The following is a 25,967-nucleotide window of genomic DNA, read 5'->3' on the forward strand; positions in this document are numbered from 1 at the left end:
ACCAGCTGAACCGTTAAAATTCCTTCCCCTAATCGGGGAAGGAATACAACTTTATCGAGAAACCAACCCCACGCGAAAACGTCGCCAGTCAAAAACCAGGCCGGGGTCAGTCTTACGCAATGGTGCAATATACTGATGACCCGTAACACGCGGCAGAGTGATCTGCGGATAACGCACCATCAATGTTTGAGTAAGCTCGGTCAGAGATTGGTATTGCGCATCCGTGTATGGGACAAAATCACTCCCCTCCAACTCAATCCCAATCGAGTAGTCATTACATTTATCTCGCCCAGCGAAAGATGACACTCCTGCATGCCACGCTCGCTGATGAAACGGCACAAACTGCACTACTTCTCCATCACGGCGGATCACACAATGTGCTGAAACACGCATCTTGGCGATCACAGAAAAAAATGGGTGATCATTAGCATTCAGTTGGCCAAGGAAAAACTGCTCAATGTATGGGCCACCAAACTGTCCGGGCGGTAAGCTGATGTTGTGTACCACCAACAGTGAAACATCCTCACTATCACTACGTTCATCGCAATGCGGAGAAGGTACTATTCTGGCTCGGCTGTACCAGCCTTGGTGATCAATCATCCTTGCTCCTTCATTTGATATCTCATTGGTTGAAAACCTGCTCACCCAAATAACATGCGCCAGATTCTACCTCGCTGCGGGCGAAATGCGAGATTAGAGGCTGAATTTCTAGGCGACAGCCAGTATCATGGCACCGTTAGGTTTAATACTGCAATTAACACGGACATTCGACTTGCGATGAAAGAGACTCACAACAGTCAGGATCGCCTTGCGTACCTGAAACAGCAACTGCCTGCCGATATTACTCGCAGCGTGATAGATACTCTCAAGGAAGACTTAGGGGGAACACTCGATCCTGCCGCCGATATTACCGCAAGCCTGATCCCAGCCGGTCGCATCAGCACCGCGACTATCATCACTCGTGAAGCGGGCGTATTTTGTGGCCAATTGTGGGCGGATGAAGTGTTTAAGCAGCTCGGTGGTCAAGTCACTATTAAGTGGCATGTGCAAGATGGCGATACACTCTCGCCTAATCAAACCTTATGCACCTTAACCGGCCCGGCTCGCATTCTGCTCACTGGTGAGCGCAATGCAATGAACTTTATTCAAACCCTTTCTGGTTGCGCAACTATTACGGCTCGTTATGTACAAGAGCTGCAAGGCACGCAGTGTCGACTGCTTGATACGCGCAAAACCATTCCCGGCCTACGTAGCGCATTGAAATACGCAGTAGCCTGTGGTGGTGGTTATAACCATAGAATCGGCGTATTTGATGCTTACCTAATTAAAGAGAACCACATTATTGCTTGTGGTGGCATTACTCAGGCCATCCAGACCGCAAAACAGCTTAATCCGGGCAAACCCGTGGAAGTGGAAACTGAAACTTTGGCTGAATTGGAAGAAGCGATCAATGCCGGCGCTGACATCGTAATGCTGGATAACTTTAGCCTTGAGATGATGCGTGAAGCGGTCGTGATTAACGCAGGGCGCGCCGCATTGGAAAACTCGGGCAATATCACGTTAGAGAACCTGAAAGAGTGCGCCGAGACGGGCGTTGATTACATCTCGGTTGGTGCACTGACCAAGCACCTCAAAGCCTTAGATCTCTCGATGCGTTTCAAGTCGTAATACTTGAGACTAACCTCAAATATTTCAACTAGTTAACAGGAGGCTTTCAGCCTCCTGTTTTTCTTTCAAAACATTGATTTTCCAATATAAGCTTTTAACTGACTCGAAGTTTTTTGCATTCACTATGCAAATCAGTGAGTTAAAACCTTATTTGCCTCGAAGAGCGCTTGTGATTCGATTTCCCCTCCATCCGCCAAGGCATATGCTCACAGCGCTTCATACGCAAACACCTACGGAGGGAATTATGAAAGCGTATAAAAACAAACTGCAGAAAGGTTTTACCTTAATTGAATTGATGATTGTGGTGGCGATTATTGGGATTCTGGCAGCTTTTGCTGTACCGGCATACCAAGACTACACAAAGAAAGCGACATTGTCAGAGTTCCCTAAAGCAGCAGCAGCAGCCAAACTAGCTGTAGAACTTTGTGCTCATGAAAACTCTTCCGACTCAACTAGCTTTGGAACCAACTGTATTTCTGGAAGTAATGGCGTTCCTTCAACATTCACTTTAAATCAGATCGAAATTACAGTGAAGAAAGCTGCCGATGCGAGCGTTTCTGGCGCAATTGCTGTTGTGGCAAAAGCTGCAGCCAATAAAGGACCTATCGCACAGAATGAATCTTTCATTATGGCTGCCACATACAAGGCAGAAGGCCTTGAATGGGCAAACTCATGTAAAGATAAGAACGGAACAGCTCAAACGTCCTATTGCCCAGACTAAGTACCAATGCTCACCAATCTTGTTGCTATCTTGCGTCAGGCTGAGTTAATCAGCTCGACGCAAGAACAAGCGGTGGTCGAACAAGTCAGCGCTTCTGGCACTTCGGTGCCGGAAGCGCTGCTAGAGTTAAGTATTTTCCACGCTCAAGAACTCACTGAACAAATCAGCCATATTTTCGGCTTACCGGAAACCGATTTAAGCCACTACGATTACCCAAATCTCTGCCAACAACTTGGTTTACGCGAGCTGATTACCCGTTATGAAGCGCTCCCCATTGCCAAACAAGGCAATCTGCTTCAACTCGCCGTCTCTGACCCCACTTTACTGCAAGCTGAAGAAGAGTTTCGCTTTGCCACCGGATTGCAAGTGGAGTTGGCACTCGCAGATCATCGTGCACTTCAAGCAGCCATTCGTCGTTTGTATGGCCGTTCCATTCAGGGGGCTGCCAACCAAGGTAAAGAGATCAGCCAAGATGAACTAGCCAATCTCGTCAAAGTCGGGGATGAAGAACTTCAATCAATTGAAGATCTAAGCCAAGACGACTCTCCAGTCAGCCGCTTTATCAACCAAGTGCTGCTGGATGCGGTGCGTAAAGGAGCTTCGGATATTCATTTCGAGCCTTATGAAGCGCAATATCGCATTCGCCTGCGCTGCGATGGGATCTTGGTGGAAACCCAACAACCTGCCAGCCATTTAAGCCGTCGCTTAGCCGCCCGAATTAAGATTCTCTCTAAACTGGACATTGCTGAACGCCGCTTGCCACAAGATGGCCGAATAAAGCTGCGCCTTAATAGTGATACTGCGATTGATATGCGCGTATCAACTTTACCCACCTTGTGGGGTGAAAAAATTGTATTGCGTCTGCTCGATAGCAGTGCTGCAAATCTGGATATTGATAAGCTTGGTTACAACCCGCAGCAGAAGCAACTTTATCTCAATGCACTAAAAAGACCGCAAGGAATGATATTGATGACGGGGCCGACTGGGAGCGGCAAAACCGTCTCACTCTATACTGGACTGCGCATTCTTAATACCTCGCAAATTAATATTTCCACCGCCGAAGATCCGGTGGAAATTAACCTCTCCGGCATTAACCAAGTGCAGGTGCAACCGAAAATCGGTTTTGGCTTTGCCGAAGCACTACGCTCTTTTCTACGCCAAGACCCCGACGTGGTGATGGTCGGTGAAATACGCGATCTGGAAACCGCTGAAATTGCGGTCAAGGCGGCGCAAACGGGTCACTTGGTGCTTTCAACTTTGCATACCAACTCAGCTGCAGAAACCGTCATTCGCTTAGCCAACATGGGGGTTGAACCCTTTAACCTCGCTTCATCACTTAGTTTGATTATCGCCCAGCGCCTTGCTCGCCGCTTATGTAAACACTGCAAAGTGGCGGTACGTCCATCAGCCATACTGCAAAATCAGTTTGCCTTTCAGCCTCAAGAAATTTTGTATGAAGCGAATGCGGCAGGCTGCAACGAATGTACCGGTGGTTATTCAGGACGAGTCGGCATCTACGAAGTCATGGCATTTAATACTGAACTGGCAGAGGCGATTATGCGCCGTGCCACCATTCACCAAATTGAAAGTTTAGCCAAAACCAATGGCATGCAAACCTTGCAAGAGTCCGGCCTTGAAAAGCTGCGTAAAGGCATCACCAGTTTTGCCGAACTACAGCGTGTGCTTTATTTTTAACCATTTTATTTTGTAACCCTGCAATAACGAGCCTGAACATGAAAGCGACCCAAAATGTAGCCTTGAAAAACTATCGCTGGAAAGGTATCAACAGCAACGGAAAAAAAGTCTCCGGACAGATGTTGGCGCTAACCGAATTAGAGGTGCGCGACAAACTAAAAGAACAACACATTCAAATCAAAAAAATCAAGAAAGGCAGTGTTTCCGTGTTTGCGCGTATTACTCATCGCGTCAAAGGCAAAGACATCACCATTCTCACCCGACAATTGGCCACCATGCTCACAACCGGTGTACCCATTGTGCAAGCGCTCAAACTGGTGGGAGATAACCATAGAAAGGCTGAGATGAAATCGATCTTGGCACAAATCACCAAAGGCGTTGAAGCAGGAACACCACTTTCAAAAGCCATGCGCACTGCGAGCACCCATTTCGATGCCTTGTATGTCGATCTGGTGGAAACGGGAGAAATGTCCGGCAATCTGCCCGAAGTATTTGAACGTTTGGCTACCTATCGTGAGAAAAGTGAACAACTTCGCGCCAAGGTGATCAAAGCATTGATCTACCCAAGCATGGTGGTACTGGTGGCTTTAGGGGTTTCTTACCTGATGCTCACTATGGTTATCCCTGAATTTGAATCCATGTTTAAAGGCTTTGGGGCGGAGCTTCCTTGGTTTACTCAACAAGTGTTAAAACTCTCACATTGGGTTCAGGCATACAGCCTATGGGCATTTGCCGCGATTGGAGCTGCAATATTTGGACTCAAAGCGCTACGTAAAAACTCTTTTCAGATTCGCTTAAAGACCAGCCGGTTAGGGCTGAGATTTCCAATTATCGGCAATGTGCTGACTAAGGCATCGATCGCCAAATTCAGCCGAACTCTCGCCACAAGCTTTGCAGCGGGTATTCCGATCCTCGCCAGTTTAAAAACCACCGCCAAAACCTCTGGCAATGTGCACTTTGAAACTGCAATCAACGAAGTATACCGAGATACTGCCGCGGGTATGCCCATGTACATTGCAATGCGCAATACCGAAGCCTTTCCAGAGATGGTGCTGCAAATGGTGATGATAGGTGAAGAATCAGGCCAATTGGATGACATGCTCAACAAGGTCGCCACCATCTACGAATTTGAAGTCGATAATACAGTCGATAACTTAGGTAAAATCCTTGAACCCTTGATTATCGTATTTCTTGGCACTGTCGTGGGTGGCTTGGTCGTGGCTATGTACTTGCCTATCTTTAACTTAATGAGTGTATTGGGTTAGTATGGCGGCAAAAGGCGAGTCTCGTGCAGAAACGCGCCATTAATTCGCTTAGAGCATATCGGATGGAACTGTTTTTCTACTACCCTTGGCTGTTTCCGGTTTTGGCTACCTTATTTGGGCTTATCGTCGGCAGCTTTCTTAATGTGGTGATTTATCGCTTACCGAAAATCATGGAGCGTGAGTGGCGTGCCGACTGTGCGGCCAGCTTTCCGGAATATGGAATAAGCCCACCAGAAGGCCAGCTTACACTCAGTTTGCCGCGCTCAACCTGCCCACATTGCCAAACACCCATTCGAGTGATTGATAATATTCCGGTAGTCAGTTGGCTTGCACTGAGAGGAAAATGCTCACACTGCAAAGCACCGATCAGTGCCCGCTACCCTTTAATTGAGTTATTCACCGCTTTAGTGAGTTTAATGGTTTCTACTCAGCTCAGTTTTAGCCCTTTTGCGGTTGCTGCACTCCTGTTTAGCTATGTACTGATTGCAGCTACGTTTATCGATCTCGATACTATGCTGTTGCCTGACCAGCTCACTTTGCCTCTGCTGTGGAGTGGCATTGCGTTAGCCCTGTTTGAACTGTCCCCGGTGTCGCTTACCGATGCAGTGATTGGTGCAATGGCCGGTTACCTCTCTCTTTGGTCGATTTACTGGTTATTTAAATTATTGACTGGCAAAGAAGGCATGGGTTATGGGGATTTCAAATTGCTCGCTGCTCTTGGAGCTTGGCTGGGTTGGCAACAGTTGCCAGTCATCGTACTGCTCTCGTCTGTGGTTGGTCTTCTCTTCGGTTTAATTCAGTTACGCCTACAGAAACAAGGCATAGATAAAGCTTTCCCATTTGGCCCATATTTAGCCATTGCTGGGTGGATTGCCTTACTATGGGGCAATACGGTGATTGACTGGTACTTAACCTCTTGGGTAGGGCAACCATTATGAGTTTTGTTGTCGCGCTGACCGGAGGCATCGCCAGTGGCAAAACCACGGTTGCCAATTTGTTTCACGAGCACTTTGGCATAGATCTAGTCGATGCCGATGTGATTGCCCGAGAGGTCGTTGAACCGGGTACCGATGGCTTAAAAGCGATTACCGCCCATTTTGGTCAAACTATCTTGAATCAAGATGGCTCTCTCAACCGCACTGCACTTCGTGAACGTATCTTTGCCGATCCAGAGCAAAAAACGTGGCTCAATCAACTGCTACATCCGATGATCCGCCAGCGTATGCAACAGGCACTTGCCCAAACCACATCACCTTACACGCTGCTGATTGTGCCACTCTTAGTAGAAAACCAATTGCAAAACATGGCTGATCGCGTTCTGGTGGTGGACGTGGAAGAACATGTCCAGATAGAGCGAACCATAGCACGCGATAATGTTTCGATAGAGCAAGCACAAGCGATCCTTGCTGCTCAAGCCACACGCGCTCAACGTTTGGCCATCGCCGATGACGTGCTCAAAAATGACGCAAAAAACCAGAAACTTTTGCCTCAAATCACACTATTGCACCAAAAGTATCTAGCCATGAGCAGGCAAAATTTGTGAGAATAAGTGCAAATAATCCAAGGCTAGCCCAATGACCACGCACCAGTTTGAACACCCTCTCAATGAAAAAACACGCATCTACTTGCGTGTAGAAGCCCTGCTTAATCAGATGGAGCGAGCGTCCACTTTCACTGATGGTATTCAACATCAACTTTTCTTTCGTTCTCTATTCGACATGCTCGACATTTTTGAGCAGATCCAACTAAAGAGTGAACTGGCGAAAGATATGGAAAAGCAGCGCTTAACCTACCGCAGTTGGTTGAATGTGGAAGGCGTGGATCAAGAGATGCTGAAATCGCTTCTTGCCGAAGTCGATGAGGTACACCGTGATTTAATGAGCGCGGAGCGTTTTGGTCAATCCTTAAAGGAAGATCGTTTTCTCAGTGCGATTCGTCAGCGCTTTAATTTACCGGGTGGTTCTTGCTGTTTTGATTTACCTGCACTGCATTATTGGCTACACCTGTCGCTGGAGCGCAAAATACGTGATGCCGAACAGTGGATGAAAACACTAACTCCACTGTCTAATGCACTCAAACTTTGGCTTAAATTAACTCGTGAAACGGGGCATTACCGCTCGCGTATGGCCAATAATGGTTTCTATCAAAGTGATGCGGAAGATGCCAATATTCTCCGCCTTGCTATTCCGCTTGAATACGGTGTTTACCCAATGATTTCTGGGCATAAGAACCGTTTTGCCATTAAGTTTATTGATTTTCACAGCGGACAAGCCTGCACCCAAGATGTAGCGTTTGATTTGGCGGTTTGCTGCTAGTTTCCAAATGCAACTCTATTCTCTGTGACTTTTTCTCTGGCTCTTGTTCCTTTCAAATTCAGAATAAGGCCTTATCATGTTTAACGAGCATGAAATCTATACCCAAACTACTTGGCGTTGCAGATTGGTGGCAAATCAGCACATCCCCATGGACATAAATAACGATGTCATTGGGATGAACATACACAGCCAACACCGCAACGACTTCAAGTGGGAAGGGGATATTTATCCTGACTAATAGGACTGTGTTATGACCAAAAAACTCACCATAGTGAAATGCCCACAATGTGGCACTGATGTGGAATGGGGTGAGCAGAGCCCACACCGCCCATTTTGCAGCAAACAATGTCAAATGATTGATTTTGGCGAGTGGGCGGATGAAGAAAAAGCCATTCCTGGTGCACCCGATATGTCTGACAGTGATGGTTGGTCGGAAGATCAGTATTAAATCAACTTTCGAGTAAAAAAGAGGAGCCAAATGGCTCCTCTTTTCTATTCTTCTTCGTTGCTGTTGTTCGTTTTGCTCGGCTCAGCTGAATTTTCTATTTCAATCGCCGTGACACGTTGTAAACCACGAGGCAGCAAGCCACCTCTGCGGCCGCGTTCACCACGGAAGTTATCCAGATCACTTACCTTCAAGCCCAGTTTGCGTTTACCCGCATACAGGGTAATTGATGCACCTTGCGGTAACACCATCAGGTTCGACAACACTTCCTCACGGGTTTTCGCTTTCGCCGCTGGAATATTGATAATCTTGTTGCCTTTACCTTTGCTCAGTTGCGGCAGATCCTTAATCGGGAACAGCAGCATGCGACCTTGGTTGGTAATGGCTAAGATCTCATCCTTATCCAGATCGGCAATCACTTGTGGAGTCATCACTTCCGAGTTTTCCGGCAGGTTGATCAACGCTTTACCACTGCGGTTTTTCGACAGCAGATCATCGCCTTTACACACAAAGCCGTAACCCGCATCTGAACCCACTAGCCAAAGCTGATCTTCTTCGCCCATCACCACCTGACGAATAGAAGTCCCTTCGGCAACATTCAAGCGTCCAGTGATTGGTTCACCTTGGCCACGCGCCGATGGCAACGTGTGCGATTCTAACGAGTAACTACGGCCATCACTGCCTAAGAACACCGCTTGCTGGTTGCTCTTACCACACGCATGAGTGAGGTAATTATCCCCTGCTTTGTAGTTCAGGCTTTGGCAATCTACGTCATGCCCTTTGGCATGGCGGATCCAACCTTTTTCGGACAGCACCACAGTGATCGCTTCACTTGGCATCAGGTCACGCTCGGTCAATGCTTTGGCTTCTTCACGTTCTACCAGTGGTGAGCGGCGATCATCGCCAAACTTGTCGGCATCAGCTTTGATCTCTTTTTTGAGCAGATTATTGAGACGACGTTCAGAGCCGAGTAGCTCTTCCAGTTTTTTACGCTCTTTTTCGAGCTCATCTTGCTCGCCGCGGATCTTCATCTCTTCCAGTTTCGCCAAGTGGCGTAACTTGGTATCTAAAATCGCGTCGGCTTGAATATCGGTCAGATCGAAACGCGCCATCAGCACGGCTTTCGGATCATCTTCGGTGCGGATGATCTCAATCACTTCATCAATGTTGAGATAAGCGATCAACAAACCTTGCAAAATGTGCAAACGAGCCAGCACTTTATCAAGACGATATTGCAGACGCGAGCGCACCGTTTCACGGCGGAAGGAGATCCACTCACTCAAGATCTGCACTAAGCCTTTGACCTGAGGACGATTGTCGAGACCAATCATGTTCAGGTTCACTCGGAAACTCTTTTCCAGATCCGTCGACGCAAACAAGTGGTTCATCAGCAGATCACAATCAACCCGGTTTGAGCGAGGCACGATCACGATACGCGTTGGGTTTTCATGATCCGACTCATCGCGCAGATCTTCCACCATCGGCAGTTTCTTGGCGCGCATTTGCGCGGCGATCTGCTCTAGCAGTTTCGCACCAGAAACTTGATGAGGCAGCGCGGTGATCACAATGTCAGAACCTTCTTTGCACCATACCGCGCGCATTCTGACGCTGCCACGACCCGAGCGATAGATCTTCTCTAGCTCAACCGTTGGGGTGATGATTTCAGCTTCAGTCGGGAAATCCGGGCCTTTGACATACTGCATTAAATCGGTCAGTGGCGCGCTTGGATGATCGATCAAGTGAATCGTCGCATCCGCCACTTCACGCACGTTGTGCGGAGGAATGTCAGTCGCCATACCCACTGCGATACCCGTGACACCATTGAGTAGAATGTGTGGTAGGCGAGCGGGCAACATTTTCGGCTCTTGCATCGTGCCGTCAAAGTTAGGCTGCCATTCCACTGTGCCTTGACCTAATTCGCTGAGCAGAATCTCCGCAAACTTAGAGAGCTTGGCTTCGGTATAACGCATCGCCGCGAACGATTTCGGATCATCCGGCGCACCCCAGTTACCCTGACCATCCACCAACGGATAGCGATAAGAGAATGGCTGCGCCATCAGCACCATGGCTTCATAACAAGCTGAGTCGCCATGCGGATGATATTTACCGAGTACGTCACCTACGGTACGAGCGGATTTTTTGTATTTAGCCGATGCCGAAAGCCCAAGCTCGGACATCGCATAGATAATACGTCGTTGAACCGGTTTTAAACCGTCGCCAATATAAGGCAACGCACGGTCCATGATGACGTACATCGAATAGTTGAGATAAGCGTCTTCGGTAAACTTGCGCAGCGGCAACTGTTCAACGCCATCAAAGCTGATTTCTGTAGACATTCGTTACACCTCTGCCATATCGCCGTTGCGTTGCAGCCAAGTACGGCGGTCATCCGCACGTTTTTTACCCAGCAGCATATCCATCATCTCATCGGTCGCTTCTGCATCATCAATGGTCAATTGCACCAAGCGGCGAGTGTTGGGATCCATCGTGGTTTCACGCAGTTGCAGCGGGTTCATTTCACCCAGACCTTTAAAGCGTTGCACGTTCACTTTGGCTTTTTTCTGGCTAAGACGTTCTAACACACCCTCTTTTTCCTGATCATCCAGTGCGTAGAACACTTCTTTACCACAGTCGATGCGGTAGAGTGGAGGCATGGCAACATAGACGTGACCGGCTTTCACTAACGCGCGGAAATGACGGGTAAACAGCGCACACAATAGAGTGGCGATATGCAGACCGTCGGAGTCCGCATCAGCAAGGATACAGACTTTGCCGTAACGCAGTGATTCAAGATTGTCACTATCCGGATCAATACCCAGTGCGACCGAAATGTCGTGTACTTCTTGTGATGCAAGTACCTGATCGGCAGAAACTTCCCACGTATTGAGGATTTTACCGCGCAGCGGCATCACGGCTTGGAATTCACGGTCGCGCGCTTGTTTAGCCGAACCGCCCGCCGAATCCCCTTCCACGAGGAAAAGTTCAGTACGGTTAAGATCTTGCACAGTACAGTCGGTCAGTTTACCGGGCAGTGCAGGACCAGAGGCGATTTTTTTACGCACTACTTTTTTGCTGGCACGCATACGACGATGCGCGTTAGCAATACATACTTCTGCTAACTGTTCAGCCAGTTGTGGTTTCTCATTGAGCCACAGGCTGAATGCATCTTTCACCACACCCGAAACAAAAGCAGCAGATTGGCGAGAAGAGAGACGCTCTTTGGTTTGGCCAGCAAACTGCGGATCTTGCATCTTGACCGACAGAACATAAGCACAGCGATCAAACACGTCTTCGCCCGTCAGTTTCACACCGCGTGGCAGCAGGTTTCGGAATTCACAGAACTCGCGCATCGCGTCCAGCAAACCTTGGCGCAAACCGTTCACATGCGTACCGCCTTGGGCAGTCGGGATCAGGTTAACGTAGCTTTCGGTGATCAGCTCACCACCTTCTGGTAGCCAAATCACAGCCCACGTTGCTGCTTCAGTTTGTGCGGTAAATTCGCCAGTAAAAGGCTCTTCCGGGAGCAAGGTATAACCCTTAACCCCTTCGGCCAGATAATCTTTCAGGCCATCTTCGTACAACCAACGATGCTCGTTGTTGTTGACCTTATCGGTAAAAATGATCTCTAAGCCCGGGCAAAGTACGGCCTTAGCACGCAAGTTATTAATCAGACGTGATACGGAGAAATTTGGTGAGTCAAAGTATTTAGTGTCCGGCCAGAAATGCACGCTGGTGCCCGTATTGCGGCGACCACATGTGCCAGTAACTGCCAGTTCAGTGACTTTATCGCCATGTTCAAAGGCAATTTCATACACTTGACCATCACGACGAACAGCCACTTCAACGCGTTTCGACAGAGCATTCACTACCGAAATACCTACCCCGTGCAAGCCGCCGGAGAATTGGTAATTTTTGTTGGAGAACTTACCACCCGCATGCAGTTTGCACAGAATAAGCTCGACCCCTGAGACTTTCTCTTCGGGGTGAATATCCACAGGCATCCCTCGCCCGTCATCAATCACTTCTAGCGATTGATCGGCATGGAGAATTACCTGAATTTTGGAGGCGTATCCGGCCAACGCTTCATCGACTGAGTTGTCGATAACTTCTTGCCCAAGGTGATTAGGGCGCGTGGTATCGGTATACATTCCCGGTCTGCGACGCACTGGTTCTAAGCCATTGAGGACCTCAATGGCTCCAGCATTATATTGTTCAGTCATAATACGGAATGCTTTATTTGCTCAATGATTGGTAACTTTATCAGCGCTGTGTGAAAACCCGTTTTTTTGTGCATAAATTGTGCGAAAAATCGCATTAATTGAGGTATTCACTCAAGCAAACCGAAGCTGGATATCTGGGCAAAGCTAGCGATTGATTCTCGCTTTATACCCTGCAAACCAGTCGGCACTTTCACGCTAAAGTCTAAGGGGAACATAGTCTGGAAGCAGCCCTCTGATGTCAAGGGCACAGCGCAAGTATCAGGTAAATTTATGAGGCTTTGCGCAGCAAAACCTTGATTGAATCCGAAAACAACAAAAGTCGCCAGTCAATCAAAGTCCTAGGAATTGAATGATCTGCTCTGGATAACGTTCAAAATCCACAAAACTGTGATCTCCATTGTCTTCAACCGTCTGCTTCGCAGCACGGTATTTTTCCACGGCTTGACGATAATCCAACACTTCATCCCCTTTTTGCTGGAGTAACCAAAAATCGCTTGGCTGCTTGATATATGGTGTATCCAGCGCTTTCAGCTCATCAATATGACACGCTTCGAGCACATAGTGCTCTTGAGTGTAAGGGTTGATCTGCTCACCTAGAAAATTGACTAGTAGCTCGTAAGGTTTAACGGCGGGATTAATCAGTACCGCGCGAAATCCAAATTGAGCGTTTAACCATGTCGAAAAGTAACCACCTAACGAACTGCCGACAAGCCCGATTCGATACTCCTCACGATATTGCTCAACCACAGATAAGAGATGTTGCGCGGCTTGAGCAGGAAAACTCGGCAATCTGGGAACCACGACCTTGATGTCAGGACGATGTTGCTGACAGTACTGCTGCATCACTTGCGCTTTATGTGACAAAGGCGAGCTGTTAAAACCATGAATATAGAGCAGTAGCGAAGGGCGTGAGGCCATATCAGTATCCGTTAGAGTTAAAATCGGGTAAGAAGCGACCTTGTTTCAGCCGTTTAATTTGAGTACTTACTTGCCCATCGGCATGCAGTGTCAATTCACGCCAACCCGGAGAGCAATTATCTAACGCGAAATCCTGCGAATTAGGCTTAAATTGCACACAAGTTGAAGGCGTTGCCATGACTCGAGCACCTAAGTGAAGGCGATCCATATCCTGATGCACATGGCCACACAACACGGCTTTCACATTGCTGTGCTTAGCAACTACCGCCCAAAATTGCTCCCTTTCTTTAAGGGTATGCTGATCAAGCCAAGCGCTACCCACAAGCAGTGGATGATGATGCAGTAGCACTAAGGTATGGCGTTCAGAATGCTGAGTGAGCTTAGTCTCAAGCAACTGCAGTTGTTGATCGCTAAGTTTGCCGTGAGGAACACCTACCACCTGTGAATCAAGCAATACAATTTGCCAATGTTCGCCAAGTAGAACATGTTCTATTGCCTGAATTTGGCCGGTGGGTAATACACTTTGCATACTCGGCTTGTAGTCATGATTTCCAGGTAGCCAATAGCAAACCTTTTGCAATGGTTGGATACCACTGACAAAACGCTGATAAGACTCCGGCGTATGATCTTGCGAAATATCACCCGTGGCCAGAATGGCGTCAAATTCCACCTTTTCCTCGCCAATGGCCGCAACCACCGCCGCAAAACTGTCAGCTGTATTCACACTCAGCAAGCTACCATCTTCGGCCGCAAACAAATGCGTATCCGTGATCTGAATTAGCTTGATGGATGAATCCTCTGATTGAGACGACACTTTCAAAATCGGTAAACCTAACTCTGTTATTTATTGTGATAATGGGATTGGACTACGACTGATGCCATGCTTTAAACAGAAAGTCAGCCAATCACCTAAAAAGCGGTTTAATTGCGCTTTTTCATCGGGTTGCACCATGTTTTCATTCGGATAATCGTAGCGTGGTAACACTCGTCTTAATTGTTCACTCGTGCAAACTTCGGCCACGCGAGCATCGTGGTACAGCCTGACAGACATGGTTGGCAATGGAAATACTGACAAGTCATCACTTTGACAAACCTCCAACAAAGTTGTGTACTTTGTGACCTCTAGCACTTCCAATTGATAGGTCATTTGAGCAGCTTGATAGCAACGCACCTCTCCAACCTCCGGCTGTGTTGGCAGCAGAGCATTCAGTTTGGCGTAGTTGGTCTCATAGACCCGCATCAATTCGGGGAGATCAACGTGATAAGGTTTTTTTGCTATCAATTGACTCATAACTCATTACTGCCATTGTTCTTTTAATGGCTGATAATTCAGTTCCAACCATTGCAGTGCAATGATCGAAGCACCATTTTCAATTCGCCCTTGTTTGACTAACTGATAGGCTTCAGCGCGACTCATCACATGCACTTTAATATCCTCTCCTTCACAGTCTAAACCATGAATGCCGCCTGCTTGTGAACAGTCTACTTCACCAATAAAAACATCCAATTTTTCAGAACATCCACCCGATGACGGATAATAAGAAGTAATTTTCTCAATGCGCCCAACAGTCAGCCCAGCTTCTTCAATCGCTTCACGACGAACCACTTGTTCTGAGCTTTCTTCGGTATCAATTACCCCAGCCACAATCTCTAGTTGCCAAGGTTGTTCATGTTCTAATGCTCCCACGCGGATCTGCTCAATGATCACCACTTGGTCGCGAATAGGATCGTACGGCAACATAGCAGCAGCATGGCCACGTTCAAACATTTCTCGTTCGATCGGCTCACTCCAGCCACCTGCAAAGCGCTTATGCTTAAAGCGATACTTCACCATACGGAAAAAGCCTTTAAACAGTGTCTCTTTATTAAGGATTTCGACATCTTTCTTATTAAAAGAGACTGGCTGCTGATTTGCGTGTTGCATTCGCACCTCCTATTGATGAATTTTATAGTTTACTCGTGGAATTTGCCGACTACCAAGTAGTGACTCAACTTTTTATATAAAAATTATCTTATTTTTTAAGTGGCTCATAAAATTTATTGCACAAGTGGACAGTTAAGTGTAAAAAAGTGCAAAGTTTCGAGTGAATTACCACCAATTTGAGTTAAACTCTTGAGGCATAAATCCTTTCACATCACGTCAGGAATAGGACCGATGAAAAAACTGCTTCCATTATTTGTTAGTGCTGCGCTAGGCACACTAAGTTCTGCCGTTTGGGCAGAAAACCTGGCAGAGATTTATAACCAAGCGAAAGACAATGATCCCCAATTACTCAGCGTAGCTGCCCAGCGCGATGCTGCGTTTGAAGCTGTTACCTCAAGCCGCAGTACCCTTTTACCGCAAATCAATCTGACGGCTGGCTACAATGTAAACCGTAGTGATCAAGACCCACGCGAAAGTGATCTCTTCTCTGCTGGCATTAACTTTTCACAAGAACTGTATCAACGCTCAAGCTGGGTGACCCTGGATACGGCAGAGAAAAAAGCACGTCAAGCTGACTCAGAATACGCTGCGATCCAACAAGGCTTAATTTTGCGCGTATCGAAAGCTTATTTTGAAGTGCTACGCGCTCAAGATAATCTTGAGTTTGTGCGTGCGGAAAAAGCCGCGGTTGGCCGTCAACTAGAACAAACCAAACAACGCTTCGAAGTCGGCTTATCCGCAATCACTGACGTGCATGATGCACAAGCACAATACGATGGCGTATTGGCAGATGAAGTGTTGGCGGAAAACAACCTCACTAACAGCTACGAAACACTGCGTGAAATCACTGGCCAAGAATATTCTAAACTGGCGGTATTAGACACCAAACGCTTCGCTGCGAGTCGCACGACAGAATCAACCGATGCGTTGATTGAACAAGCGCAACAGAAAAACCTGTCGCTACTGTCTGCTCGTATCAGCCAAGATGTAGCGCGTGACAATATCTCTTTAGCCAGTTCAGGCCATCTACCATCACTGACTCTGGATGGTGGTTATAACTATGGCAACAACAGTAACGACAGCGCCAAAGGTACCTCAGGTGAAGAGTACAACGATTTCAAAATCGGAGTGAATCTGTCTGTTCCTTTGTACACTGGTGGTAACACGACTTCACTAACCAAGCAGGCTGAATTTGCTTACGTGGCAGCAAGCCAAGATTTGGAAGCTGCTTACCGTTCAGTTGTTAAAGATGTACGTGCGTACAACAACAACATTAATGCTTCGATTGGTGCATTGCGTGCCTACGAGCAAGCGGTGATTTCTGCTAAATCTGCTCTTGAAGCAACCGAAGCGGGTTTTGATGTAGGAACACGTACGATTGTTGACGTGCTTGATGCAACACGCCGTCTGTACGATGCCAACAAAAACCTCTCTAATGCTCGCTACGACTACATTCTCAGCGTACTGCAATTGCGTCAAGCGATCGGCACTCTGAGTGAGCAAGACATCATGGATGTCAACGCAGGCCTGAAAGTCGCGAAGAAATAATCCATAGATAGATGGATTAGTGAGAAAAAGAGTAATGAGATAAACAAAGGGGCCGATTGGCCCCTTTTGCTATTTGCTTATTCACGTGAGTGATAAACGGCGAATTATTCGTGACGCAGTATTAACCGCGACCACCTTTAATCGCTTCGATGATTTCCGTGGTTGAACAGCCTTCTTCAAAGTTCAACACTTTGACTTCACCGCCAGCTGCAATCACTTCTTTTCCACCCGCAATATCTTCTGGTTTGTAATCGCCACCTTTCACCAACAAGTTCGGTAAAACGGCCGCGATCAAACGCTGTGGAGTGTCTTCACTAAATGGCACAACCCAGTCAACCGCACCTAGGCCGGCCAATACCGCCATACGACGATCAGTACTGTTCACTGGACGGCCTGGGCCTTTCAGTCGTTTAACTGACTCATCGGTGTTCACGGCAACAATCAAGCGATCGCCCAATTCAGCCGCATGGTTAAGGTAGGAAACATGGCCAGCATGCAGAATGTCAAAACAACCGTTGGTCATGACGACTTTTTCGCCGCGAGCTTGTGCTTTTTTCACCGCTTCGATCAAAGCTTCTTCGCTGATCACGCCAAAATCAGTATCTCTGCTGCCGTGTACAGCTTCCGCCAGTTCAATAGTAGAAACGGTCGAGGTACCGAGTTTACCAACGACCACACCCGCTGCGGCATTGGCTAATGCACAAGCTTCATCCAACAGTTTACCCGCTGCGACAGAAGCCGCTAGAACGGAAATCACGGTATCACCAGCACCTGTCACGTCATACACTTCTTTCGCTTGAGTAGGCAAATGGAAAGGCTCCATACCACGGCGCAGCAGTGTCATACCGTGCTCACTACGAGTCACCAGTAATGCCCCCAGATCGAACTGTTCAATCAGTGCAAAGCCTTTTTCCACCAACTCTTGCTCGGATTTCACTTTGCCGACCACAGCTTCAAATTCAGACATGTTAGGCGTAAGCAGTGATGCGCCACGGTAACGCTCAAAATCGCTACCTTTTGGATCGATAAACACGGGAACGCCAGCCGCATTGGCTTTCTGAATAAACTGCTGCACGTGCTCTAAAGCACCTTTAGCGTAGTCAGAAAGGATCACTGCACGGACTTTAGGCAAAGCACTTTCCATGCGCGATAAGATTAACTGCGCATCTGTATTCTCAAACTTATCTTCGAAATCCAGACGGATCAGTTGCTGACCACGGCTCAATACGCGCAGTTTTGTGATGGTCGGATAATTCGGCAGCGCAACAAAATCACAATGTACTTTCAGCGAAGTGAGCTTATCTGTGAGTACACTCGCTGGCTCATCTTGCCCTGTGAGGCCAATAATGTGCGCGTGGCCACCTAAAGAAGCGATGTTCATCGCCACGTTGGCAGCACCACCCGGACGCTCTTCACTCTGCTCTACTTTCACTACAGGCACTGGGGCTTCTGGTGAGATGCGGCCAGTTGGGCCATACCAGTAACGATCAAGCATCACGTCACCGACAATTAATACACCCGCTTTGCTGTAGTCAGGTAGGACTGGTTTCATTATCAATCTCCAATAATCAGATTGAGGCGGAGTTTATCACAGCCGCCTAGGCGGCAGAAGTGCTCAACCGAGCCACTGCTGCCAAGCTTGTATCACTTGTTCACGTTCAATCAAAAATTGTGAATCACGCACATCCGCCGATTGGTTGAGCAAATTGCGGTGATGAATCTGGTCGCGCATGCTGGTGTACGCATGGGTCAAAGCAAGTGCTTGCGATTCTTCCATCACTTGATGATTCATCAAAGACTCAAAAATGCGCACGTTATCCGACCAACGGGTCAGCTTAGGCTGTTGATGACTAAAGCGTAAGACCAGATATTGCGCTAAAAATTCAATATCGGTAATCCCGCCTTCATCTTGCTTAAGCATAAAGCGCCCAGCTTTTTTGCCACCAAGGTGATCGCGCATTTTGATCCGCATCTCGACTACGTCTTGTTTGAGTTTTTGTTCCTCACGTAGCAGACAAAGGATCTCATGGCGTGTGGTGGCAAATGCTTGTTGCAATGGTGCATCACCATAAATCATCCGTGCGCGAACCAACGCTTGGTGCTCCCAAGTCCACGCCTCGTTACGCTGATACTCATCAAAGGCTTGGGTCGGGCTCACTAGTAATCCAGAAGCCCCAGAAGGGCGCAATCTGGTATCCACTTCATACAAAATGCCGGATGCGGTACGAGTGGAGAAAATATGGATAATCCGCTGCGCCAAACGCAGATAGAACTGGCGGCCATCAATGCTTTTCTCGCCATCGGTGTTCACCTCAACCGGACAGTCGTGCATAAATACGATATCGAGATCGGAGTTATAACCTAGCTCCCAGCCCCCCACTTTGCCATAACCGACCACCGCAAAACCTCGTCCATCACGATCTTTAAGATGAGTAGGTTCGCCGTATTTACTGCTCACTTGCAACCAAGCTTGGCTCACAACCGCCTCAACAATCGCTTCTGCAAGATAGGTTAAGTGATCGCTCACTTTCATTACCGGTAGTACGCCTGCAATATCTGCTGCGGCAATGCGCAGGATCGAAATCTGCTTAAACTGACGCAGCGCTTCCATCTGCTGCTCCATATCCTCTTCCGGAATACGCGCCAGAAAATCACGCAATTCCGTTTGATAAGACTCAAGTGGGATCGGGTTATACAGATGTTGCGGATCGATCAACTCATCAAGCAAGATCGGATAACGCGCCAGTTGCTCGGAAATCATCGGGCTGGCAGTACACAGGCGCACCAATTGCACCAATGCGGCTGGGTGCTCATCAAGCAGTTCAAGATAGGTTGTCCGAGTGGCGATACTGTGCAGCAGCGCTAAAACTCGGGAAACACCAAACTCCGCTTCTGGATGAGCAAAAACCGCTTGATACACTTTCGGCATCAGTCGGTTCAGTACCTCACGCCCACGCGGGCCAATGGTGCGCTTGGCGAGATCTTCTTTAAATTGAGTGATAGTACGGATTTGCTCCTCAGCATTCGGTAATCCGAGATCCTGCTGAATAATGTTTTCAATCACTTCCGGTTTATGCGCCATATCCCACAGCTCATGGAAATGACGAGCTACCGCCAGCTCTTCTTCCTCATCTTCCTCGCCAATTAAAGTGGCAAACACGCTATGCACACGTTGCATTTGTTCGCTCACTTCATGCTGCAGATTCGGCCAATCAGCAAACCCCATCGCGACCGCAAGGCGCAATTGATCGTCTTCTTTGTCGGGCAGAGTTTGTGTTTGCTTATCCGCCATGGCTTGCAACAGATTCTCTAATCGGCGCAAGAAACGATAGGCATCACACAGATCTTGGACTTGCTCACCAGTAAGGAGATCCAACTCGGCAATCGCATCGAGCGTTTCCAATAAGCCGCGTTTACGCAGCTCGGCTCACGCCCGCCACGAATCAATTGAAATACTTGCGCGATAAATTCCACTTCACGAATACCGCCCGCCCCGAGCTTGATATTGTTGCTCAACCCACGGCGACGCACTTCACTGCTGATCATGGATTTCATCCGACGCAGTGACTGAATCGCGCTGAAGTCGATATAACGGCGAAATACAAACGGACGCAGCATCTGACGCAGTTCTTGATATTGCGGGTACATTTCACGCCCCATCACCCGCGCTTTGATCATGGCGTAGCGTTCCCAATCACGCCCCTGCTCTTGGTAGTAGTCCTCTAAAGCCGCGTAACTCATCGCCAGTGGACCACTGTCCCCAAACGGACGCAAACGCATATCCACCCGGTAACAGAAACCATCCGGTGTGGATTGATCCAGCAATTTGATCAAGCGCTGCCCTAAACGTGTGAAAAACTGAGCATTGGCAATCGAACGGCGCGCACCTTGCGTTTCGCCATTTTCGGGATAGGTGAAAATCAGGTCTATATCGGAGGAGAAATTGAGTTCGCCGCCACCCAGTTTTCCCATTCCGATGATCAGCATGGGCTGTGCTTCACCTTGCGCATTACACGGTGTACCCATCTCCTGACAACAGCGCTGATACAGCCATTGATAGCTCTCGAAAATCAGTGGCTTCCGCCAGTTGAGAAAGATGGGAGAGACTTTGTTCCAGCGTCCAACTTGCACAAAAATCGCGCCACGCGATATAGACCATTTCTTGATTGCGAAACTGGCGCAAACGCTTCTGTGCTGCGGCTTCATCCTGACACTCAGCTAGCCACTGGGCTAACTCAGCGTGATAGTTCTGCTCACGACTTGGCTGCGCTAATAACGTGGGTAGCACCTGACACAGTTGCCCATCACGCTGTAAGGTCTGTGCCACAAACTGACTCAAACCGAGCACATAGTGCAACTCACTGAGTAATGATGCAGACCAATTTGCGACTTGAGGATGATGGGAAATAAGTGTTTGGTAGTGCAATTCGGCTGAAGGCAAAAGCGCGCTGGGCAGTGACATAATGCTTCCTTGTCTTTGAATGTTCACTAGTTATATCGCAAACTTGGGCTTAAAAAAAACGCCTACAGAACCCTTGTAGACGTTTTATTTTGATTTTTATTGAACTGGGTTACACAACCCAGCCGATGTTGCTGGTTTACACACGAAATGCGGTAATTTTTCGGTCCAATTCTTCGGCGTTGTTTTGCATGATTTCTGAAGTTTCGAGCAGCTCAGTCATAACAGTCACTGAACCTTCCACCAACTCACGGACATTATTGAGGTTTTCATTCATCTCTTCCGCCACACTGCTTTGTTGTCCTGCCGCGGTAGCAATCTGGAAGTTCATGTCATTAAGCTGCTGAACTTGGCTTACAATGCCATCTAACTCACTGCCTGCGTTGGTGATAAGTTCAACCCCATCGGCCGCTTGCACCACGCTCTTTTCCATTAAATCCACTGCACTTTTCGCACTGTTCTGCAATTGTGAAATCATCTCTTGGATTTCCACCGTCGCATTTTGTGTACGCTGCGCCAAATTACGCACTTCATCGGCTACTACCGCAAAGCCACGTCCCGCTTCTCCAGCACGCGCTGCTTCAATCGCTGCGTTGAGAGCGAGCAAGTTGGTTTGTTCGGAAATGCCACGAATCGTTCCCACCACGCTGCTGATAGCAACCACACGCTCTTCCACCTGATTCACCGCTTGTGCTGAAGAACTGATGTCTTTCGAAAGCTCACTCATTTTGCTAATCGTGCTTTTGACAAACTGCTGGCCTGTTTTTGCTTGCTGAGAGGCATTCTCAGTCAAAGATGAAGCACTCTGTGCATGTTCAGCCACCGTTTGTACCGTTGACGACATCTCACTCATCGCGGTCGCCAGTTGGTCAATCTCGTTGAACTCTTCTTGCGCCGAATCTTTAGTTTCCGACATGCTCATGGTCATCACTTCAGTGAGAGACGTCAGCTCCTGAGAAGCATCAATTTGCAGCTTAATCAGATCTTGCAACTGACGGCGGGTTTTCTCTAGCTCACGCGCCACATCACCATACTCGTCTTTACATTCCATTTTGATTGGCTCGGACAAATTGCGCTGCGCCATGAGCTTGATTGAATCACTCAAGTATTGGGTTTGACGCAACATGATGCGCGCTGCAAACAGTAGCAACACCACAAACACCACAATCAGCAATAGAGTTTGCCAAACCACCTGCATTAGATAGTTATCGTAATGCTGTTGGGCCACTTCCACACTATTGGTTGCGGTCAATAAAGATTGATAAAAAATGTGCGCATCCCAAAGCTGTTTGCCAACGATCAACACCGTACTGAACACCATCAGCATCACCATTTTGGGGACGAGACGAACATCCGTAATTACCCGTTCCCATGGCTTAAAGGACATCGTTGCCATTGTCAGTTCTCCATTCTCTTTTTATATTGCGACTGAGTGAGGATTGCAGATGATCCGCAACCTATTATTTCGAGCCTCGTATGAAAACCGATGATATCAAAAATGAAACAAAGCCAATGAGCTTGTTGTCGCTAATTCTCTCATTCATGGCGCTATTTGTGATCTCCGGCTTATTGTTTGTACCGATAGATCATGAAACCCGACAAGTCCTTATCGGCATTGACTTTGTCATCTGTAGCATTTTCTTACTGCAACTGACGGTAGATTTGATCCGCGCCAAAGATCGTCTGCAATATCTGAAATCACATTGGATTGATATCCTCGCCAGCATCCCGGTCATTGAGCCGCTGCGTTTCGCTCGAATCTTCCACATTTTGCGCGTGATTCTTGTAATACGCTCCGGTAAAACCATTTTGCGTGCGTTAACCGCCAACCGCCGAGAAACCACCTTAGCTACGATTTTATTGTTGTTGGTGGTGCTGCTGACGTTAGGCTCTAGCATGATGCTGATGTTTGAAAGTCATGATCCGCAAGCCAATATCCGCACCGGAGGCGATGCGCTCTGGTGGTCACTGGTGACCATTTCCACTGTGGGTTATGGCGATCATTATCCCGTCACCGATGCGGGTAAATTAGTCGCAGCAGCCATCATTCTTTGTGGGGTGGGAATGTTCGGTATGATCTCAGGGCTGATCACCTCGTTTATTACGTTGCCGGAACATCATCGGCGCCATTCACAAGCGACAGAGAAAGAATCCGCGCTACAACAGCTATTAGAGAATCAGCAGAAATTGTTAGATCGTATGGAACGCTTAGAACAGCGCCTGCAACGCCGCTCATCGGATGCAGAGAAAGCAGTAGAAACGAAAGACAAACTCAAATAAAACAAAAAAGAAAGGGAAGCTCACTGCTTCCCTTCCCAATCAATTTTTTAGTCGGAACTACTCACGCCAATACGGATGTGCTTCTACACCCATAGTGCGGCTTTGCTCCATGGCATGCAAAATGGAATTCTCTTGGCGGATTAGCCAACGTTTGAGTTGATCTTGCTCTTCACCTTGCAGCAACTCCACCAAACGCTCTAACGGTTTAAGGCGCAATAAATCATCGATGCCATGCAATAAATCCGCCCAAGGCATACGAAATGCCTGACGATCTTCTGCATCATACAAGCTCGCAAAACTGACACCCGTATAGAGATTGCGCATCAAACGGTACTGCTGCTCGATGTAATCTTGCACGGTTAAGGTTTTACCCGGAGGGAAAGCTTCCATTAGCTCAGCCCAAGTACGGTCGAGTTGTTTCACGGAGAAGGCTTCGAGTGACAGCGCCATTTTTTCGCGCGCTTTGTCATCCAAGAATGGCTGCCAACCACGAGTCAACACCCAACGACTTAAGTCCAGCAATAAACCGGTGTAGCGAGCGCTATTGAGCAAACGCAACGTATCTTCACGCTGTGGCAAGCCTTCTTGCAAGGTTTTGAGTGCAGCAACTAAAAACTTACGCGCATCCAGTTTACGCAGCGCATAGCCTTTGTCTTCTTGCAAACTCTCAAGGTATTCGAACTCTTTCAGCCACTGCAATTCCTGCTCTAACCATTTCAGTTCTTGGCGCAAAATGGCACTGGCACGGCGCGGAATAATGCCACCGTAGACGGAAAGCAATTGGCGCAGATAACTCACCGCATGGCGAATTTCATGCAATGCCGCCACACCCTCACGTTCAGTGTAGATTTGCTCATGGTAATGCCAGTGTGAAAGTGCATGCTCAAGTGCGCGAATAAAACAAGATTCAGCCGTGTCATTTTTATCGACACTCACCAAGGCCATTGTCTTGATTTCATCACCCGTATAATTGGCCGCTAAGCGATAGCCACGCGCAGCTTTACTAAGATTACCTAAGCGCATGCCACCGTGTTCACACAACTGGCGTGCCAACGTAAACAACGCATCGGTTTGACCAGACTTAAGTTCCAGCTCCACTTCGCAAATCGGTTCTTGGCGATCACCCGCAACCACGAGGCCTTGGTCAAATGCTACTTCGACTTGGCTACCATCGGCCATGCCAATCAGCCATTGTTCACGCGTGAAGTTGGTCGAGAAAAGCGGCATAAGCTCCGCTTGTAATTGAACCACTTCTTTGCCTTGCGGCCAGATATCGGCAGGATGCAAAGAGAGATCGGGGTCATTGCTGTGATGTTCAGCATTGAATTCCGGACGCTGATGTAGACCTGCGACCACACGACCTGCGGTTTTCACCGTTTGGACATACACCTCATCAAAGCGACGGATACGCAGTCCAATATCATGCTGACGCAACCAGTTATCGGGGGTATCAAAGTAAGTGTTTCCTAGCTCCCGACAGCTGTGCTGAAGTACTTTAGTCTCAGAAATCTTCGCACGTAAAATCGTTGAAAATTCAGGAGAAACAAAAAACTTCAGTTCTATCTCGGTTTCCATAGTTATCCCTTTCGATGCAGATGCCGACAGGATATTGCCTTATAGGCACAGGAGCAAGAGAGAAATATCAGCCTAATGATGATCTAAAACAGTTTTATTGCGACGGTGTTTGGGTTAACATGCGCGCCTTTATAGCCAACGCTCAACATTTCACCATAATATGGTGTATGTTATTTCAAGGTTATAGTTATTAGGTTGAATGACCATGCCAGTAAATACAATCATGGGGTTATTTGCAAAGTCCCCGATTAAGCCTTTGCAACGCCACGTTGTGTGTGTGAATGAATGCTGCTCTCATCTGATCAACTTCTTTGAAGTCTGTAACAAAGGTGATTGGGAAAAAGCAGGTGAAATTCGTGCGCAGATTTCTCATCTAGAGAAAGAAGCTGACGTGTTAAAGCGTGAAATTCGTCTTAAACTCCCTCGCGGTTTGTTCATGCCTGTTGATCGTAGTGACATGCTTGAGCTTCTCACTCAACAGGACAAACTAGCAAACCTCGCCAAAGACATTGCTGGCCGTGTATATGGCCGACAGCTTGTTATCCCTGAGCCTCTCCAAGAAAACTTCATCGCTTACGTTAAACGTTGTTTAGACGCGGCTAACCAAGCGCAGAATGTGATCAACGAGCTCGACGAGTTATTGGAAACTGGATTTAAAGGTCGTGAAGTAACACTCGTGGCTGAAATGATCCATCAACTGGATGTGATTGAAGATGACACCGATTCCATGCAGATTCGCCTGCGCCAACAATTGATGGCCATCGAATCGAAAATGAATCCGATTGATGTCATGTTCTTGTACAAAATTCTGGAATGGGTGGGCGGCATTGCCGACCAAGCGCAGCGCGTTGGTGCTCGCTTAGAGCTAATGCTTTCTCGTTCTTAAATTTAAAGTTAACCAAATAACGAAGAGCAACCACACTATGACGACCCG

General features: G+C 47.8%; 24 protein-coding genes. 11 read left to right on the plus strand and 13 right to left on the minus strand.

The window, feature by feature from the left end:
• Positions 1-51: 51 nt before the first annotated feature.
• On the minus strand, positions 52-600 hold the full coding sequence (ampD, locus tag D908_RS16505) for a 1,6-anhydro-N-acetylmuramyl-L-alanine amidase AmpD (protein ID WP_005522573.1): 549 nt from the start codon (positions 598-600) through the stop codon (positions 52-54).
• A gap of 177 nt (positions 601-777) precedes the next feature.
• Between ampD and nadC the strand changes: the two genes are divergently transcribed.
• The 8 genes from nadC to yacG all read left to right on the plus strand — a co-directional run bounded on the left by nadC (position 778) and on the right by yacG (position 8,112).
• Complete coding sequence (nadC, locus tag D908_RS16500; protein WP_005522574.1) at positions 778-1,668, plus strand: carboxylating nicotinate-nucleotide diphosphorylase; 891 nt, start codon at positions 778-780, stop codon at positions 1,666-1,668.
• Positions 1,669-1,912: 244 nt separating this feature from the next.
• Positions 1,913-2,389, plus strand: a complete 477-nt coding sequence (locus D908_RS16495) for a pilin (protein ID WP_005522575.1) — start codon at positions 1,913-1,915, stop codon at positions 2,387-2,389.
• Positions 2,390-2,395: 6 nt separating this feature from the next.
• Positions 2,396-4,084: a type IV-A pilus assembly ATPase PilB gene (pilB, locus tag D908_RS16490; RefSeq protein ID WP_005522576.1), complete on the plus strand. Its 1,689-nt coding sequence runs from the start codon at positions 2,396-2,398 to the stop codon at positions 4,082-4,084.
• 38 nt (positions 4,085-4,122) lie between these two features.
• Positions 4,123-5,349: a type II secretion system F family protein gene (locus D908_RS16485; RefSeq protein WP_005522577.1), complete on the plus strand. Its 1,227-nt coding sequence runs from the start codon at positions 4,123-4,125 to the stop codon at positions 5,347-5,349.
• A gap of 62 nt (positions 5,350-5,411) precedes the next feature.
• Positions 5,412-6,287, plus strand: coding sequence for a prepilin peptidase (locus D908_RS16480; protein ID WP_005522578.1), 876 nt, complete (start codon positions 5,412-5,414; stop codon positions 6,285-6,287).
• A complete protein-coding gene (gene coaE / locus D908_RS16475; RefSeq protein ID WP_005522579.1) occupies positions 6,284-6,892 on the plus strand; it encodes a dephospho-CoA kinase in 609 nt (202 codons plus the stop codon). Before D908_RS16480 ends, coaE begins: the two co-directional genes overlap by 4 nt.
• A 31-nt stretch (positions 6,893-6,923) precedes the next feature.
• Positions 6,924-7,664: a cell division protein ZapD gene (zapD, locus tag D908_RS16470; RefSeq protein ID WP_000207201.1), complete on the plus strand. Its 741-nt coding sequence runs from the start codon at positions 6,924-6,926 to the stop codon at positions 7,662-7,664.
• A 250-nt stretch (positions 7,665-7,914) separates the two neighbouring features.
• The gene (yacG, locus tag D908_RS16465) at positions 7,915-8,112 is read left to right on the plus strand and encodes a DNA gyrase inhibitor YacG (protein ID WP_000162865.1); all 198 of its coding nucleotides are present in this window, start codon (positions 7,915-7,917) and stop codon (positions 8,110-8,112) included.
• 44 nt (positions 8,113-8,156) lie between these two features.
• Here yacG and parC read toward each other — a convergent pair whose 3' ends face one another.
• The 6 genes from parC to nudF all read right to left on the minus strand — a co-directional run bounded on the left by parC (position 8,157) and on the right by nudF (position 15,171).
• Entirely contained in the window at positions 8,157-10,445 is a 2,289-nt protein-coding gene (parC, locus tag D908_RS16460) for a DNA topoisomerase IV subunit A (protein ID WP_005522580.1), read from the minus strand.
• A 3-nt stretch (positions 10,446-10,448) separates the two neighbouring features.
• Entirely contained in the window at positions 10,449-12,329 is a 1,881-nt protein-coding gene (gene parE / locus D908_RS16455; RefSeq protein WP_000139790.1) for a DNA topoisomerase IV subunit B, read from the minus strand.
• A gap of 330 nt (positions 12,330-12,659) precedes the next feature.
• Positions 12,660-13,247 (minus strand): esterase YqiA, encoded by a 588-nt coding sequence (gene yqiA, locus D908_RS16450; protein ID WP_005522581.1) that lies wholly within the window; start codon positions 13,245-13,247, stop codon positions 12,660-12,662.
• A gap of 1 nt (position 13,248) precedes the next feature.
• Positions 13,249-14,061 carry a 3',5'-cyclic-AMP phosphodiesterase gene (cpdA, locus tag D908_RS16445; protein ID WP_172462038.1) on the minus strand — a complete coding sequence of 271 codons (813 nt, stop codon included), beginning with the start codon at positions 14,059-14,061 and terminating at the stop codon, positions 13,249-13,251.
• A 30-nt stretch (positions 14,062-14,091) separates the two neighbouring features.
• A complete protein-coding gene (locus D908_RS16440; protein WP_000080451.1) occupies positions 14,092-14,538 on the minus strand; it encodes a DUF1249 family protein in 447 nt (148 codons plus the stop codon).
• A 6-nt stretch (positions 14,539-14,544) separates the two neighbouring features.
• Positions 14,545-15,171 carry an ADP-ribose diphosphatase gene (gene nudF, locus D908_RS16435; protein WP_001163364.1) on the minus strand — a complete coding sequence of 209 codons (627 nt, stop codon included), beginning with the start codon at positions 15,169-15,171 and terminating at the stop codon, positions 14,545-14,547.
• Positions 15,172-15,402: 231 nt separating this feature from the next.
• Between nudF and tolC the strand changes: the two genes are divergently transcribed.
• On the plus strand, positions 15,403-16,719 hold the full coding sequence (gene tolC / locus D908_RS16430) for an outer membrane channel protein TolC (protein WP_005522583.1): 1,317 nt from the start codon (positions 15,403-15,405) through the stop codon (positions 16,717-16,719).
• Positions 16,720-16,840: 121 nt separating this feature from the next.
• On the opposite strand, the gene hldE is transcribed toward tolC, so the two are convergent.
• From hldE to D908_RS16420, 5 genes are all read right to left on the minus strand, one after another.
• Entirely contained in the window at positions 16,841-18,271 is a 1,431-nt protein-coding gene (gene hldE, locus D908_RS16425; protein WP_005522584.1) for a bifunctional D-glycero-beta-D-manno-heptose-7-phosphate kinase/D-glycero-beta-D-manno-heptose 1-phosphate adenylyltransferase HldE, read from the minus strand.
• 63 nt (positions 18,272-18,334) lie between these two features.
• Entirely contained in the window at positions 18,335-20,122 is a 1,788-nt protein-coding gene (gene glnE / locus D908_RS23155) for a bifunctional [glutamate--ammonia ligase]-adenylyl-L-tyrosine phosphorylase/[glutamate--ammonia-ligase] adenylyltransferase (RefSeq protein ID WP_420919638.1), read from the minus strand.
• On the minus strand, positions 20,029-20,745 hold the full coding sequence (locus D908_RS23160; protein ID WP_420919639.1) for a [protein-PII] uridylyltransferase family protein: 717 nt from the start codon (positions 20,743-20,745) through the stop codon (positions 20,029-20,031). Before D908_RS23160 ends, glnE begins: the two co-directional genes overlap by 94 nt.
• A complete protein-coding gene (locus D908_RS23165; protein ID WP_420919640.1) occupies positions 20,729-21,181 on the minus strand; it encodes a hypothetical protein in 453 nt (150 codons plus the stop codon). Before D908_RS23165 ends, D908_RS23160 begins: the two co-directional genes overlap by 17 nt.
• A 136-nt stretch (positions 21,182-21,317) precedes the next feature.
• Complete coding sequence (locus D908_RS16420) at positions 21,318-22,574, minus strand: methyl-accepting chemotaxis protein (protein WP_005522585.1); 1,257 nt, start codon at positions 22,572-22,574, stop codon at positions 21,318-21,320.
• 80 nt (positions 22,575-22,654) lie between these two features.
• On the opposite strand from D908_RS16420, the gene D908_RS16415 reads away from it, so the two are divergent.
• On the plus strand, positions 22,655-23,458 hold the full coding sequence (locus D908_RS16415) for a potassium channel family protein (RefSeq protein WP_005522586.1): 804 nt from the start codon (positions 22,655-22,657) through the stop codon (positions 23,456-23,458).
• A gap of 57 nt (positions 23,459-23,515) precedes the next feature.
• Here the strand turns inward: D908_RS16415 and D908_RS16410 are convergent, their stop codons facing one another.
• A complete protein-coding gene (locus tag D908_RS16410; protein ID WP_005522587.1) occupies positions 23,516-25,033 on the minus strand; it encodes a CYTH and CHAD domain-containing protein in 1,518 nt (505 codons plus the stop codon).
• Between the two features lie 205 nt (positions 25,034-25,238).
• Here D908_RS16410 and D908_RS16405 point away from each other — a divergent pair, with 205 nt between their 5' ends.
• Complete coding sequence (locus tag D908_RS16405; RefSeq protein WP_005514779.1) at positions 25,239-25,919, plus strand: TIGR00153 family protein; 681 nt, start codon at positions 25,239-25,241, stop codon at positions 25,917-25,919.
• Positions 25,920-25,967 lie beyond the last annotated feature (48 nt).

This window comes from Vibrio mimicus CAIM 602, assembly GCF_000338875.1.
GTDB lineage: Bacteria > Pseudomonadota > Gammaproteobacteria > Enterobacterales > Vibrionaceae > Vibrio > Vibrio mimicus.